This is a genomic window from Mesorhizobium sp. B2-5-11 (assembly GCF_006440835.1).
Taxonomy (GTDB): Bacteria; Pseudomonadota; Alphaproteobacteria; order Rhizobiales; family Rhizobiaceae; genus Mesorhizobium.
On record NZ_VFUK01000008.1, the window covers coordinates 253368 to 268139 of the forward strand.

Sequence of the window (14772 nt, forward strand, 5' to 3'; positions counted from 1 at the left end):
CGAGCCATGCTGTCACGCCGCCTGCGGCTCGACGAACATGCGGCCCTGCATCTCCATGTGCATGGCATGACAGAACCAGGAGCAGTAATACCAGTAGACGCCTGCGCGGTCGGCCGTGAACGTCACCGAAGCAGTTGCCTGGGACGCTACTTCCATGTTGATCCCGTAGTTGACGATTGCGAAGCCATGGGTGAGGTCTTCCACCTCATCGATATTGGTGACGTAGACCGTGACCTCGTCGCCTTGCTTGACGGAGAAGCTCTCCAGTCCGAACGCCGGTGCAGCCGACGTCATGTAGACGCGAACCTTGTTTCCGTCGCGGATGACTTCGCTATCCGCCAGCAGGTCAATGCCGTCAGCAACTGCCTGTTTTACCGCGTCAGCGAAGAACGGGTCCGCCCGATCCCATGCGCTGACGGGGTTTATTTTCGACCGGTGAACCAGCGTTGCGTCATGTGGTTCGGCAAAGCTCGGCCCGTCATGGACGAGCGCCATGGTATCCCCCGAGATATCGATGAGCTGGTCGTTCTCAGGCTTGAGCGGGCCGACGTTGAGGAACCGGTCCTTGGAGAACTTGTTGAGGGAGATGAGCCATTTGCCGTCCGCCTCCTTCGTCTGCCCCATCGAGGAATGGTTGTGGCCGGGCTGATAATGGACGTCGAGCTTTTGGCGGATCGGATCGACCTTCTCGCCGGCGAAGGAGCGCTTGGCATCGTCGATATTCCATTTGCAGATCTGGCTGTCGATGAACAAGGTGGTGTAGGCATTGCCCCGGCCATCGAAAGCCGTGTGCAACGGCCCAAGACCGAGCTGGGGTTCGGCCACGACGGCATCGCGGGGCTGGATCTTGTCGTCGAAGAGATCGTCGAACTTGCGCACATCGAAAACCGTGCAGGTGGGCGACAGCTTGCCGTTGGCCACCACATGGATTCCGTCTGGCGCGGTATTGATGCCATGCGGGCTGTTCGGAACGGGAACGTAGCGCGTGTAGGGCGAACCGTGGCGTCCGTCGATGACCGGCACGCCGCCGATTTCCTTGAAATCACCCTTGGCGACGGCTTGCTCGATGCGCTTGAGATTGAAGATGACGACCCAATCCTGCTCTTTCGCCATCGTCTCGGCCAAATTGACACCTTCTTCGGAATTGTAGCAGGTGGCATAACAATATTTGCCCTGGTAGTCGGCATCGACGTTGTCGAGATTGCCGTCGACCATCACCTGCCATGCGACCTTCATTGTCTCCCCGTCAACGGCGGTGAAGATGGCGTGGTACTTCGTCTTGTCGTCGAGGACTTTACCGTCGTTCGGGATCGGCACCCGGTCCTCGCCATTGCAGAAAACGTAGCCTGTCTTCGGATATTTCTGGACGCGCAGCCCGTGCACGGTGTGCTGGTTCGGCAGCTGGATGATCTTGTCGCATTTCATCACGTCGAGGCGGATACGGGCCACGCGGGTATTGGCCTTGTCATTCGCGAACAGGTAGCGGCCGTCATAGGTGCCATCCGTAAACGAGAGGTGCGGGTGATGAAGATCGCCGTTGAGGTAGATGCCGCCCTTGTCCTTCAGGAATTCCTTGGTTTGCGGCAGCAGCCCTTCGGTCAGCACCTTGCGGCTTTCGTTGGTCAGGCCCCATCCGGTCGCGCTGCAGCGGTTGAAGACGGGGATCCGCATCAGTTCGCGCATCGAAGGCGCACCGACAATGCGGACTTCGCCGCTTTGGCCGCTCGAAAAGAACACATAATATTCATCGAGCTCGCCTGGCATGACCTCGAACTTTTGCCCTCCAGACGCAGCGCTCTGTGCCGCAGCCGGCGACACCATGCTTCCGCCCAATGTCAGCGTGCCGCCAATGCCCGATGCGCCGGCGGCCGCCACGATTGCCGACGTACCCAACAGCTGGCGCCTGCTCAGGGTTCTCTTGCGGTCTTCTTCCGACATATTCCGTCTCCTTCTGGTTGAGTCTTAGGTCGTTGAACTGAGAACAGGGCTGCTTTGCTCGATTGGCTTGCCTTTGAAGGCGATCACCGGCTTGGCCGGCCCCTTGCCCCGGCTCGACGGTGACGAGAGCGCCTCGAATTTCTCGCGCTTCAGGCGCACCTGGATCATGTGCGGGCAGCGATGGTCGTCGTGGTAGAGTTCTTGGCAATGCATGCAGTAGATGCATTCATTGACGTTGATCTGGCCCTCTGGATGGATCGCCTGCACGGGGCATTCCTTGGCGCAACGCTGGCAGGGCGAGCCGCACTCGGGATAGCGCTTCAGCCACTCGAACATGCGGATGCGCCCTGGTATGGCGAGTGCGGCGCCGAGCGGACAGAGATAGCGGCAGTAGAAGCGTTCGATGAACAGGCCGGCAACCAGAAGCGCCAGCGCGAAGATCACGAACGGCCATTCGCGGGCGAACTTCAGGATGATCGCGGTTTTGAACGGCTCGACCTCGGCGTAAGTCTCTGCCATTCCCACCGAATAGAGCGAAAGGCCGAAGAGGCCGAGGAAGATGATGTACTTGATTGGCCACAGCCGCTCGTGCAGGCCGAAGGGCAGCGTGATCTGGGGCACTTTCAGCCACTGCGCCAGATTATTGCTTAGCTCCTGGAGCGCACCGAACGGACAAAGCCAGCCGCAAAACGGCCCACGGCCCCAGAAGAGCAGCCCGGCCGCAACCGCACCCCAAAGGATGAAGATGAGGGGTGCCGACAGAAAGAATTCCCAGCTGAAGCCGCTGATCAACGAGTTGAAAAACGTCAGCACATTGACCACGGAGAGCTGGGCATTGGCGTACCATCCAAGCCAGACCAGTGTGAAAAGGAGATAGCCTCGTCGCACCCAACCGAACAGGCGTGGCCGCCGAACCAGCCAGTTCTGGAAGAAGAAGATGGCGGTAAGGACAAGGAGGGCGGCCACGGTGATGGCGAGCGAAACGGTGTCCATCCTCCAAATTTTCATCCAGAGCGGTTCTTGGTCGGGGAAAGTCGCGCCTGGCTCTTCAGCCGACGCAGGTGCCGGCGCGGCCGCTTCCGAAACCGATTTGACGGCCTCCTGCACCGGAGGCTCTTCGATCGTCAGGTAACGGTCGGGAAGAGTATAGCCGACATTGAACGGAAGCACCGCCTTGTCGCGCGCACCAAAGCTACGCTGGGCTAGCAGTTGCAGTTCCCAAGGCCGCGTCAGATCGAGCGAAAATTCCTCCGGTACGGAAAACAATGCTATTTCGCGCAGGCTCGGCGCGCCTTTGGCCGCCAGGTCGCCGAGTCTGGTGTGGTTTCGATCGCGGAACCGGACACCTTGGCCGTCTTGCAGCAGTTCGATCCGATCAAAGATCCCGCCCCGGACATAGCCAGAGCCCTTGAAGGAATAAGCGCCCTCCCCGGCAACAACGATTGCCTGCTGCCCGGGCTTGAGCTTCCTTTGCAGCCGCTCGTAGGCGGCATCTCCCAGAAGGCTGCGACCGATCGTCGGCACACTGACCGCAGCCACATACAAGTCGATGAAGCGATCGCCTGGATTGGCTGTCTCGGGCTTGACGGAAGCTTCTGGATGGCCGGCTTGCGCGAAAGCGTCGGAGACCTCGCCGACGCTGAGGCGGAGGCTGCGAATTGAGCCATCGCCCAGGAGCGAAGCCCAATCGCGGATTTCAGACTTGGATAGGTCCGGTTTCTTAATCAGCCCTGGGGCGACTGGTGAGGTGGACGAACCCGTTGCACCAAGACGGTTGCTCCGGATCAGTTTGACGGCGGAGCGGACGACGCTGTCGCTCATCACCAGAACTGTCACGGTGGCACCGCTGACGATGTCGACCTGCGGAAGTTGTTCTGCCCCAGCAGCGACGCGACTAAGGTCCTTGCCGATCAATAAGTTGAGCGCCGCAACGACCTTTGCCTGCGGTATGCCTATGAGGACGATCGGTTCCTTGTGCTCGACCAGCTTGATTCCGCGGATAATGCCCGCGGGATCAATGCCAACAAGAATTCTGATCGGTTTTCCCGAATATCCAACGGCGCTGGAAAAGTCGGTGTTGAGGTAGGCATATCCGATCTTTCGGTTTCCCGAATAGACTGGCGCCAGCGCCGGGACCCCCTCCATCTCCCCGTATCGGTCGCCTCCCTGGATAAGCTCCCCGGGCTTGGTGTTTGCCAGGTAATCCTTAAGGCTCCCAGCCGCATGGGTGGGAGCGGACAAGACAGTTAGGATTGCAAGGGTTGTAATTGCCCACGCAGCAAGGCGGCGCCAGTTCCTCCAGAGTCGGAAACAAGCGGCCAACATATATCGTGTGGAAATGCTCCCCGGCATTGGCTTCCTTCATCACGTTCTCAAGCTGGGAGCCGGCTGGTTTCGTCCGCCAGCAGCCTCTGGCGCGTGTGTCGGCGGTTTTGGACGGGAGTTCTTTGACGCAGCGCAAACAACTCCCAGGCAGTTGGCTTAGTGTCGGAAAAACTGGCATCGGAGGAAAAAGTCATGTCTCGTTTGGGAGCAGAGCCGGCGGCGCCGGTCAGGTCGATGGCCGAACTTCTGGCAATCGCTTTCGCGATGGAGAAGGAATCTGCTCAAAGGTACTCAGAACTGGCACAACGAATGCGCGATAAGGGTCAGGCGAGACTGGCCGAGGTCTTCGAGCGCCTGGTCAAGGAGGAAACGGGCCATATCGAAAACGTCACTCGCTGGTCCCGGCAATCCAGTGGCAATGATCCGGATCTGAGGCAGCTCCGATGGACGCCGAAAGGTGTTTTCGATGACGAGAACACGGCCGTGGTCTCGCCGGAACTTGTGGACCCCTACCATTCGTTTGCGATGGCAGTGAGAAACGAAGAGCGCGCTTTTGCCTTTTGGTCCTACGTAGCTTCGAACGCACCTTCAACGGAGATCCGCTCCGCTGCCGAGCAGATGGCCAGAGAGGAGTTGGAACATGCCCGTGTTCTGCGGGTCGAACGCCGGCTTGCATTCTCTTCGCGTCGTGAGGCCGACGCGACATTTGCCAGCGCTGGCGACCTTGCAACCATGGAAGAACAGGTCGCGATCCGACTGAAAGCATTTGCGGCGCTTCGCGGGGAACATGACGAGACCGTGCTTAGCGGTCTGGCGGCAGAGGCACGAAAACTTGCGCAACAACTCACGGCCAGTCCGTTTGGAACGAACACGTCTATCAGCGACCGATCGCCGGAATCCTTGGATGCTCTCTGCGAGCTGCTGGCCGAATCCTACCTCAACGCGGGGGAAACCCTTCCCCTCCAGGCCGACCGCGACCGAGCTCAAATGCTGGCAACGACTGCCATTAAGCGCTTGGCTACTTTGAGATATCTCGACGAACAGCCGCTATGATTGTTGGCGCGATCAGTGTGGGTTCAACACCGAAATTCGCCAATTGCGCTGCTCCAACGTGATACAAATTCCGGATTCGTCATACCAAGCGATGTCGACGGCATTCCGTTTGCTTCGATACGGCGCGGTCCAGGTCTCGCGCGTCAAGAAGGCGCCTTGTTCGGCTGCCGCGCACGTAATTTGGGCCGAACGAGCATGCCGCCAAACAGGGCCACATATCCGAGGAAGGCCGCCACCCACAACGTCGCCGACATGTGGAGAAGCATTGCTTGCGCAGGTAGGAACGCGGCGCCGATGCGCAGGACGGCCGCAAGCACGATCGCGACAAAGACCACGCGTGTGCCAATGGTCGCCCGCAATTCGCGCCCTGTATGCCCAAGCGTGGCTCGGGTCATGACGGCGAGCGTCATGCATGCCACCGCTCCTACGCTGAACGCGTGAATGCCCGCCGCCGAAGGGACTGTCTCCGGCACGACGACGGCAAGTCCGGCGAGCAGGAGACCGATCGGCACGAAGGCAAACGCGACGTGCAGGATCAGCACCAGCGGATCACGAAACGTGCGATCACCCGCCCAGCGCACAAGCCGGATAGCGTTGAAGGCCGCCCCGACGATCAGCATCGCGCCTGTCGCGCTGCTTTCGGGAAAGAATGCCCAGGCCGCCAACGCGGTCGCCGACAGTGCGATCGCTGCGATGTCGAATTGGCTGAACGGGGCCGGCAGGCGTCCCTGATTTTCGCGTACCAACCAATTGCGGGTGAAACTGGGAACGATACGTCCGCCTATGATCATGATCAGAACGACGGCAGCCCCGAGTCCGAGCCGGCGGCTGATGTCCGAGACTGCATGGTTGTGCGCTTCGACATGAAACATCACATTGGCCACCAAAAGTACGGCGACCGGCAACAGCACCTTGAGGTTCCGCCAGTTCCGACCCGCGATGATTTCAGTCGCGGCGGCGACCGCGACAGCCACAAGGAAGGCGCAGTCGATTGCGGCTCCAACGAGCCAGCCGGTCTGCGCCGAAAAGAACACGGCGAACCGCCCCGCAAGCCACAACAGGACGAGTGCCAGCAAAGGCAGGCCTTGCACCGGCAGTCGTCCGGTCCAATTCGGGATCGCGGTCAGCAAGAAACCCGTGACGATCGCCGCGAGATAGCCAAACAGCATCTCGTGGACATGCCAGTCTACCGGCAAGAAGGCGCTTGAGGTTTCGATACGACCGTAAAACAACGGCAGCCAGAGCAGGATCGCCCCTCCGGCATACAGCGAGCCGAGCAGGAAGAACGGCCGGAAACCGTAGGAGAGAACCGCCGGATAAGTGCCGGGTCGTGTGCGTGGGATTGCCATCGGATGCATTTCAAAAGGGAACCATAGGCGGACTAACGTCCGCCCGCAGGTCCTTTAGGTCTCTGAACAAGAATTGCCCCACCTTCAGTTGCCTGCTGGAATTGCACCCAACAGCGTCTCGAACACTTTCTTCGCCTTCCCGGACTGCTTAACCGCCGCTGCCTGCGCCAGATTGACCGGCTTGCCGACCACGATCAACGCCACCATGCCCATCCCATAATGAGGCGCGCACTTCACGCCATAGATACCTTCCTTGTCGAGTGTAACGGTGATTTGTTCGCCCGGCTTGCCCTTGAAAGTCTTCGCGCCGTCGGGGATCATGCCGTTGATCGTTTCGGCATCGTGGCCCTTGTCGGTTGGCACGAACGTGATGGTGTCACCAGGCGCTGCCTGGACAAAGTCCGGTTGAAAGACCATTACGCCTTTCTCACCTTTGTTGAGCATCTGGATCTGGTGATCGGCGGCTTGAGCAGCTCCGCTCATTAGCGATGCGGCGGCGAGCGCGGTGGCGATGGTGACTGCGTATCTCATGATTTTACCTTTCTGTGATTTCATATTTGACGGGTTCGCCGTTGGGGAGCTTTTAGACTGACTTCAGCATGCGAACTTTGATGCAACGCAAACAAGGTCGAAGGAAAAGGCCGGGCTTGGTGCCCCTTGCCGTCCGTCGGGAACCCATGACATTGTGTGCTCGACAGAGACACGGATTTGCTGATGCCCATTGCAAGATCTTGGAAGAGGAATTGCCCTTGAGCCGTCTGGATCGGTCGTTGATCTCCGGGCTATCGGCCTTCCAGGGCATGACCCCGACGGATCTTGATTACATGATCGGCCAAGCGCGATCGTTGCGGGTTGTCAAGGATCAACCTATCTTCGAGCAAGAGCAGGAAGCCCACTCCTTCTTCTTGTTGCTCGACGGACATGTGCGTGTCGTTAAGACAACGCCAGACGGCCAAGAAGTGACCGTGCGCTACATTAGTCCTGGTGAACTGATGGGGATTGCCCACGCGTTGGGTCGCAGCACCTATCCGGCCAGCGCAATTGCTGCCGTCGATTGCGTGGCTCTTGCATGGCCAGGTCATCTTTGGCTCAAGTTCGCGGATTCCTTCCCAAGTTTTGGCGCCAATACCTATAAAACCGTTGGCAGCAGGCTGCAGGACGCTCACACGCGCGTGATCGAGATGTCCACCGAACAGGTGGATCAGCGCGTCGCCCATGCGCTGCTCAAGTTAATCAAGCAGACCGGTCGGCAAACCGATGAGGGAATCATGATTGATTTCCCGATATCACGGCAGGACATCGCCGAGATGACAGGAACGACGCTGCACACGGTGAGTCGGCTGCTCTCATCTTGGGAGGAAAAGGGGCTCGTTAAAAGTGGCCGCGAAAAGGTGACCGTGGTGGAACCTCACCGCCTGCTTTTGCTGGCCGAAGGACGGACTGGGAACAACTAGTCCGCTCCGGTTCGCTCGATCGCGGCGTTCAGATCGACACGCAGTGATTCCTCGCCTATCCCGTGCTCACGCGCCGCTTCGGAAATGGTGTGGAACGAGGCAACCGGGCAGCCGACGCAAAGCAGGCGATACTGGAGAACCACTCCGATGGTTGCCGGCCACCTGAGCATTATTTCGTCCATCGTTGCATCGTCGCGAAGTCGGGTCTTCATGCGCGTCGTCCAGGTTTAGGAAGCAATATCTTGCAACCGCTGTTCCAGATGATCGTTGCGCTGAGACAAAGAGGAAGCGCCCTCCCGCGTGTGCCCCCTTCCCAAGCAACGCTGAGATGCGTTTTGGACACCGAGGGCGGGCGCAGGCTGCTTGGTCCATAGGAGTAGGCATGCCACCCCAACAGGAAACTCTGAGCCGATGCTAAGCGCCCGTGTCATAAACATTCCGACGGTCGGGAAAGCGAGCGCGCTTCGCCGTGGCCGAACAGCGTAAGCCCACAAGTGAAACGCGCCACTGCAAGGCCCGGCCTTGCAAGGCAAGCATATGCGCCGCTGGTTGCGGGAACTCCGTAGCAAGGGTCCGGGTCAGAAATCGCGCACACCTTTCAACCATGAAGACGATCAGGACCGATGTCTTCACAACGCCGTGGAGCGCATTTGACCGTCGTAAATCAACGACGTTTCCAGAGCGGCGCACCGTCTATGACGAGGCGTTGCCTTGCAGCCATGCTGTCATGCAATGGGTCACGTTGCGGTCAGGCCAAGACGGCACTTGGCGTCTGTATTCATCATATCAGGTGCCCATGGTGGATCATATGTGAGCCGGATGTCTACCCAATGGATCCCAGGTACTATCCAGGCGGCCGAGCGGACTGCATCCTTGAGGTATCCCGTCGCGGGACAAGCACGGGCCGTGGTCGTCATTTCGATATGCGCTATCCCATCCTGTTCCACCGAAACTTGGTAGATCAATCCGAGATCGACGACATTTTCTCCAAGCTCCGGATCAATGACCATGCGCAGGGATTCACGTATGCCAACCGCTAGTGCCTGGCCTTCCGCTCCGTTCATGATACTCGCCCTCCTGACCCACCAGAGCGGATGACTATGCGATAGTGCCCTTGCGGCTCGAAGGTGCCGCGCCAGCGATGCCCACGTACCTGCAACTCATCGAATAAAAAAACTGGTTCGCGCGGCAGCAGCACTGCCATCGTCTGACCAAGTGCCAAGGTCTTGACCGCTTGCAGCGTTCTGACCATCGGTTCCGGCGGCTCGAGATCGCGATTGTCGAGCTCCATGATTGGTTCTGGCCAGTCGCGTGGCATGTCGTCGGTGCTTGCTGATCGTTCCGACGGTTCCCCTACCTGCTGTGCTGCCCCAACCGGCGTGAAGACAACTTCCCAGTCACCATTGCCAATTTCTTTGGCCGAGGGCTCGAAGCCTCGCGCGCCAAGCACCTGAAACAAGGGAATGGGCTTAAAGGACACAAGCAAGCGCAGGCTTTGACCCGGGCCGAGTGCGGCCACCGCTTCCATGATGGCACTGAAGGGCTCGCCACCTTCGCGAAGGATCGGCCGAACGTCGAGGTCGTAATGCGGGGCACTCATTCGGGTTTCCTCTATAATGGGCGCCAGGAGGGCAGGAAAAGGCGCGGGCGCGATGCTCCCTCGGGCAGGCGCAAGGCTGCGGTAACATTGGCAAGGCGGCGCGCAAGAACGAGTTCCGCGACGATCGCTATCGTAGCAGCTAAGGTCACAGCCGTAGCCATGCGGAACAGACCCGGCACCTCGGTCAGAAGCGCCCCAGTCCCGACCAGCACGCCGGCGTAGAAGAGTGCGAAACTCACCTTGCCGCGCGTTTCGACGACAAGATCCTGGACGCGCGGCGTTGGCTTCCTGCCCATCACCGGTCCGTAGCATTCGAGCCAGGTTAGGAACGGCACGATCTTGTAGAGTTGCGAAAGCCCCAGCCCTGTTAGCCAACCGAAAGCAACGAGATAGACAACTGCGCCTGCATGCTGCGCAAGCGTTCCCGTCGCCAGCAGAGCGAGGAGAAGCACAACCGACAGATAAAGGGCGGAGAAGGCGCCGATCGCCGAACTGCTGTTCAATTCGATCTTGCGTCGCTTGCGGCTGCGATAGAAGAAAACGAGATCGATGGCATAGAACACCGTCGCGGCGGACGCGAGTAAGCAAGCGAGAACGGCAGGCAGCATTATCTCTCCGGAAAGACGTGTCAAAGGCTCTGACGACACAATAAGAAGCAGGGCGGTAGCGCCGGCCCACAAGACCAGATAACCCGTGGTGCGTTCGCTGTCCGGGGAAAGCATAAACATTGGCAGCAAGCGGTAACTCACACCAACGGCCGTGAAGCCGAGCCAGCCGCCAAGGCCTACCATCACGTGAGTGGGAAGAGCCGCTTGCACATCTATGCCAATCCCACCTAGCACCTCGCCGGAGAGCGAGAATGCAAAGGAGGCACCCAAGACGCTGGTGACTGCGATGCTGGCAAGCCCTCCCGCAACGAAGCGCGCGGGCAGTGGCAGTCTGGATGGTCGGACATCCCATAACGTACGTGCGAGCGCCCATCCCACCAATCCGAAGCCAGCCGGAAGGAGAAGCCCGGCAAACGCAAGCGCAGGAACATCAACGTCAATTGCTCCTGATAGGCGCAAGAATCCGGTGACCAGGCAAGTCAGACCGACAATCAGGCACAGCAGCGCCGGCAAGGCCAGAGACTCGCAGCGAAGTGGCCGCGCAACGAGCACCGGGACAAACTGGAACAAGGCTCCGCACATCAGAAGGCTAAGCCAGCCTATTGTGATCATGTGGACGATCATAAGCGTCTCTGGGGCTTCCAAGGCAACAGTCGGAAAACCGTAGCCGGCCATCATCAGCATCTGAGCGGCGACCAAAGACACCAGTGCCGAGGCGAAGTACGCCATGGTCCAGCGCGAAAGAGCCGAGTTGATCATCGCCAGACAGCTATACAATGAAAACATCTGCGATCATGGGACATGTCAGAACTCATTCGCCAAATCGGAGCAGCAGACATTCTACACAAGGGCCATCACCGCTGTGGCACCCAACACGATTGGGGCGAGCCCAGCGATGAGCATGGGCAGCCATGTCTTCTCTGCCTTTGGGCCGCTCGCCGCTTCAGTGCTGAATACGAGGCTTGGGCATCCGTTGATCGCGTCTTCCATCCCTATCTCGAATTGCATGTTCATGTCACTTCCTTGAACTCCCGGTCGCTGAGGCGTCCGTCAAAGCGCTTCGCATTTGCCTCGCAATCCTTTGTTTGCTTCGACGTGCGACCGCTTTAGCAATCCCGCATCGTACGGCAGAAGCGCAATCGTATCCCCCTCGGGCAGCGCGCGAACACATCAGGTCAAAGTCGTCGAACGTCGATTACGAGAAGCTATCCGACATGCCCCAATAGTTCTTTGCGTTCGCGCAAACTGGGGTCGATCCGCGTCTTACTCGGGTTAGTGATCGCCCTGTGGGATTTCGGGTGCCATTCCGGTGCAAGAGCAGTGAGGACGCTGACAAGCGCGATTACGCCTGAGCAGGGAACGATCTCCGCAATCGCAACTGCTTGACCGACAAGACCAAGCCTTCGTAGAGCAATTGCCGCGAGGATGGCCAGAGCAGCTTGGGAGCGCTTTAATCAGTCGTCCAAAGGCAATCACCACAGTCCACAACGTCCCTGGGCAAAGCCGCCCGTCCAGGCCGAAATCCGTCGGGGCGAGCACGGCGACGAGGACGCTTGCGTTAGAGCAAAGAACATCCGATGGGATGCCATAAACTGGAGCTAGCAGTTTGATGGAAGGCCGTCGTTTAGAATCTATCGCGATGCTAATGGACGCAGAACTGCGGTGAGCGGATTCACCTTGCCAGTTGGCCGAGGGCAATCAGCAGGTTGAGAATTATGCAGAACAAGACGCTGCCAGAGATTGCGTGTGGAGGTCTGAATGATCTCGGTTAAATGGGCGGATGCTGCGCCCGAGATCGATGCCGCGGCTGCCGCCAAAGCGATGAAGTTCTCTGTTGAGTATTTCATAAGGCAGATCCAGCGTGGCGGCATCAAAGGGCGGGTTGAGCGAGGGGTTGGTGAGGACGATGGCAAACACCGTTTGGCCTTCCGTTCTCATGATCGTGAGTTGACAATAGTTGTCGGTCCAAACGGTGAGATCATCAGCCAGGAACTAATCGTGGCGACCCCAAAGCGTCGTTGGAGGCGGGCTTGAGCCGTGCCCAGCGCAATTGGAGACATCTGCGAGGCCGTCAATTCCTTCCTTGTAGCACAATGAGGCTGCTGACGTTGGGACCCCGACTGATCTGGCCCACTTCGATCCCGAGCCACTTCGCTTCACGAACAGGTTCCACTGCGCCTCGCACACTGACCATGTAATGATCTGAGCGCTGGTGCTGAAGCGCTAGCCCAAGCCACACAGCGAGATCGAAATAACTAGGCCGGTCAGATGGCAATACCAACGGCGGCGCCGATACCGGCGGTCAGAGCCATTGCCAGCGCGCCCCAGAAGGTGACACGAACCATTGCCCTCAGCACATTGGCGCCGCCGGCTTTGGCCCCGATGGCACCCAGAACCGCCAGGAACAGGAGGGAGGCGACAGACACCGTTGTGGCAAGCCAGGCGGCCGGCGAAATAAGCACCATCGCCAAAGGCATGGCTGCGCCAACCGAAAATGCGGCAGCCGAGGTCAGAGCGGCCTGGATCGGCCTCGCCGTGGTCACCTCGGAGATACCAAGTTCGTCACGTGCGTGGGCGCCGAGCGCGTCCTTCGCCATCAATTGGTCGGCGACCTGCAAGGCCAGGGTTGGCTCGACGCCTCGTCTGACATAGATCTCCGCAAGTTCGTGACGCTCGAAATCTGGCTGCGTGGCCAACTCGCCCTTCTCACGCGCAAGGTCAGCTTGTTCGGTGTCGGACTGCGAACTGACCGAAACATACTCTCCGGCCGCCATCGACATCGCGCCGGCGACCAGTCCGGCCACGCCGGCCACCAGAACATTTGAGGCCGCGGCATTGGCCGCCGCCACACCAACGATCAGGCTGGCCGTCGACACGATTCCGTCATTGGCGCCCAGCACGGCGGCGCGCAGCCAGCCGACGCGCGATACGAGATGGTTTTCACTGTGCAGGCGGCTCATGGCATCACCGCGCGCGCCGTCCAGCAGGCCGGAGCATTCTGACGAGCACATCCGATTTTACGAAGAAATGCTGCCACAGCGCCGCTACGGCATGAAGGCCTACAACGATGATGATCACTGGCTTGGCGAGTTCGTGTATCTCACCCATTGCTCGAATGTTGAAGTACCATGCCAGCGCTCCGGTAATTGGCATCCCGAAAATGAACAGGTAGAGCAGGAAATGGGCGGCAGCGGCGATCCCCTTTAACAGTGCGCTTTCTTCCGACGGTGCTGCCGGCACACCAACCTTGAGACGGACCGCAAGCCGCCAGATCGCCAGTACCAGAACTGCCAAACCGACATAGACATGAATATTCGCGTTTAAGATGTCGCCAGCTGCCGGCTCGGTGCCGCGCGAGAACGCCCGGTAAGCCGGCTTGATGTCCTCACCGATTACAAGCTGCAGGACGATCAGCACCGCGATGGTCCAATGCAGCAATATCTGGGTTCCGGTGTATCCGGCCGGCTCTTTGACAACAGCCATAGGCAGCTACCTTGTTTGAGAGAGCCCTCTTAGCTCAGGCTTTATGTGGATATCTTGATCTATGACAAATCGACTTGATGTCGTCCATGAGCTTTGCCGGGCACTCGCAGCTTGAACTCGGCTGACAGCCAGTTGTCAGCTTGGTCGTGGGATATTGCCTCCGGAGAGCAGATAGGCCGCCCTGCGAGAGTCAACGTGGAAACACCTCCGATGAAACAGATTGCCTTGTCACTTTTCGTGATCGCCGCGTCGGGCGCTTATGTCTGGGATCAGGCCGGCAAGGACCCTGCAAACGATATGCTCGGCGAAGCGCTGCCGGCCGACGCAGCCGAAGCGCCTTCAGCGCAGCCAAAAGAGCCGGCCCCGTTTGCGGCGACCTTGCCGGCGCCCCTCGACCCCCGGTTCAGAACAAGGTTCCCGATTGCCCCGGAAACGACGGCTGGCATAGCAGTGCCCGCCGAACGAACAGATGATCCGGTCAAGCAGACAGTGGTTCCGGTGACCCCACAACCCTCGCGAGCGCTGCTGGCGCAGCCAGTGGCGCCGGCTGCCTCCGATCCTGCGCCATCGGTACCTTCATTTGCCGTCACTCCCGCCGTCTACATACCAGTCCCGCAGCCGAGGCCAGCATATCGGGATGCGCCAGCACGTGTCGTCCGGGTCGACATGAAGATCTATGCCGACGGCGTCTACACCGGCCCTACGGCCGATGCCTACTACGGCATCATCCAGATTCAGGCCCTGATACAGGGCGGGCAGCTTAAGGCGCTGAAGGTATTGAAATACCCATCCGACCGCCGCACCTCCATCAATATCAACAGGCAAGCGCTGCCCATGCTGCGCGACGAAGCGATCAGCGCCCAAAGCGCCAATGTCGACATTATTTCGGGCGCGACCCTGACCAGCAGGGCTTTCATCCAGTCGCTGCGCGGCGCGCTGAAGAAAGCGACGTCGTAGGTCCA

Annotated in this window: 15 protein-coding genes; 4 read left to right on the forward strand and 11 right to left on the reverse strand. The window is 59.3% G+C overall.

Features of this window, described 5'->3' with window-relative positions:
• Window positions 1-12: 12 nt before the first annotated feature.
• Window positions 13-1938: a TAT-dependent nitrous-oxide reductase gene (gene nosZ, locus FJ490_RS24305; protein WP_140522862.1), complete on the reverse strand. Its 1926-nt coding sequence runs from the start codon at window positions 1936-1938 to the stop codon at window positions 13-15.
• Between the two features lie 24 nt (window positions 1939-1962).
• Window positions 1963-4083: a NosR/NirI family protein gene (locus tag FJ490_RS24310; RefSeq protein ID WP_224656232.1), complete on the reverse strand. Its 2121-nt coding sequence runs from the start codon at window positions 4081-4083 to the stop codon at window positions 1963-1965.
• Window positions 4084-4422: 339 nt separating this feature from the next.
• Between FJ490_RS24310 and FJ490_RS24315 the strand changes: the two genes are divergently transcribed.
• Window positions 4423-5316: a ferritin family protein gene (locus FJ490_RS24315; protein WP_140522864.1), complete on the forward strand. Its 894-nt coding sequence runs from the start codon at window positions 4423-4425 to the stop codon at window positions 5314-5316.
• A 143-nt stretch (window positions 5317-5459) separates the two neighbouring features.
• On the opposite strand, the gene FJ490_RS24320 is transcribed toward FJ490_RS24315, so the two are convergent.
• Window positions 5460-6665 carry an NnrS family protein gene (locus FJ490_RS24320; protein WP_140523397.1) on the reverse strand — a complete coding sequence of 402 codons (1206 nt, stop codon included), beginning with the start codon at window positions 6663-6665 and terminating at the stop codon, window positions 5460-5462.
• A gap of 84 nt (window positions 6666-6749) precedes the next feature.
• Entirely contained in the window at window positions 6750-7196 is a 447-nt protein-coding gene (locus tag FJ490_RS24325; protein WP_140522866.1) for a pseudoazurin, read from the reverse strand.
• Window positions 7197-7414: 218 nt separating this feature from the next.
• Between FJ490_RS24325 and FJ490_RS24330 the strand changes: the two genes are divergently transcribed.
• Window positions 7415-8119, forward strand: coding sequence for a Crp/Fnr family transcriptional regulator (locus tag FJ490_RS24330; RefSeq protein ID WP_140522868.1), 705 nt, complete (start codon window positions 7415-7417; stop codon window positions 8117-8119).
• Here FJ490_RS24330 and FJ490_RS24335 read toward each other — a convergent pair.
• The 5 genes from FJ490_RS24335 to FJ490_RS32810 all read right to left on the reverse strand — a co-directional run bounded on the left by FJ490_RS24335 (window position 8116) and on the right by FJ490_RS32810 (window position 11341).
• A complete protein-coding gene (locus FJ490_RS24335; RefSeq protein WP_140522870.1) occupies window positions 8116-8331 on the reverse strand; it encodes a DUF1858 domain-containing protein in 216 nt (71 codons plus the stop codon). The genes FJ490_RS24330 and FJ490_RS24335 overlap by 4 nt on opposite strands.
• A 525-nt stretch (window positions 8332-8856) precedes the next feature.
• Window positions 8857-9183 (reverse strand): metal-sulfur cluster assembly factor, encoded by a 327-nt coding sequence (locus FJ490_RS24340; RefSeq protein WP_140522872.1) that lies wholly within the window; start codon window positions 9181-9183, stop codon window positions 8857-8859.
• Entirely contained in the window at window positions 9180-9719 is a 540-nt protein-coding gene (locus FJ490_RS24345) for a DUF2249 domain-containing protein (protein WP_140522874.1), read from the reverse strand. Before FJ490_RS24345 ends, FJ490_RS24340 begins: the two co-directional genes overlap by 4 nt.
• 11 nt (window positions 9720-9730) lie before the next feature.
• Window positions 9731-11113 (reverse strand): hypothetical protein, encoded by a 1383-nt coding sequence (locus FJ490_RS24350; RefSeq protein ID WP_318013165.1) that lies wholly within the window; start codon window positions 11111-11113, stop codon window positions 9731-9733.
• Between the two features lie 54 nt (window positions 11114-11167).
• Window positions 11168-11341, reverse strand: a complete 174-nt coding sequence (locus FJ490_RS32810) for a hypothetical protein (RefSeq protein ID WP_181165392.1) — start codon at window positions 11339-11341, stop codon at window positions 11168-11170.
• A 744-nt stretch (window positions 11342-12085) separates the two neighbouring features.
• On the opposite strand from FJ490_RS32810, the gene FJ490_RS24355 reads away from it, so the two are divergent.
• Window positions 12086-12361: a DUF6522 family protein gene (locus FJ490_RS24355; RefSeq protein ID WP_140522876.1), complete on the forward strand. Its 276-nt coding sequence runs from the start codon at window positions 12086-12088 to the stop codon at window positions 12359-12361.
• A gap of 230 nt (window positions 12362-12591) precedes the next feature.
• On the opposite strand, the gene FJ490_RS24360 is transcribed toward FJ490_RS24355, so the two are convergent.
• Window positions 12592-13287 (reverse strand): VIT family protein, encoded by a 696-nt coding sequence (locus FJ490_RS24360; RefSeq protein ID WP_140522878.1) that lies wholly within the window; start codon window positions 13285-13287, stop codon window positions 12592-12594.
• Between the two features lie 4 nt (window positions 13288-13291).
• Window positions 13292-13810, reverse strand: a complete 519-nt coding sequence (locus FJ490_RS24365; protein WP_140522880.1) for a cytochrome b/b6 domain-containing protein — start codon at window positions 13808-13810, stop codon at window positions 13292-13294.
• Window positions 13811-13921: 111 nt separating this feature from the next.
• On the opposite strand from FJ490_RS24365, the gene FJ490_RS24370 reads away from it, so the two are divergent.
• Window positions 13922-14767 (forward strand): FMN-binding protein, encoded by an 846-nt coding sequence (locus tag FJ490_RS24370; RefSeq protein ID WP_224656231.1) that lies wholly within the window; start codon window positions 13922-13924, stop codon window positions 14765-14767.
• The last annotated feature ends 5 nt before the right edge of the window (window positions 14768-14772 follow it).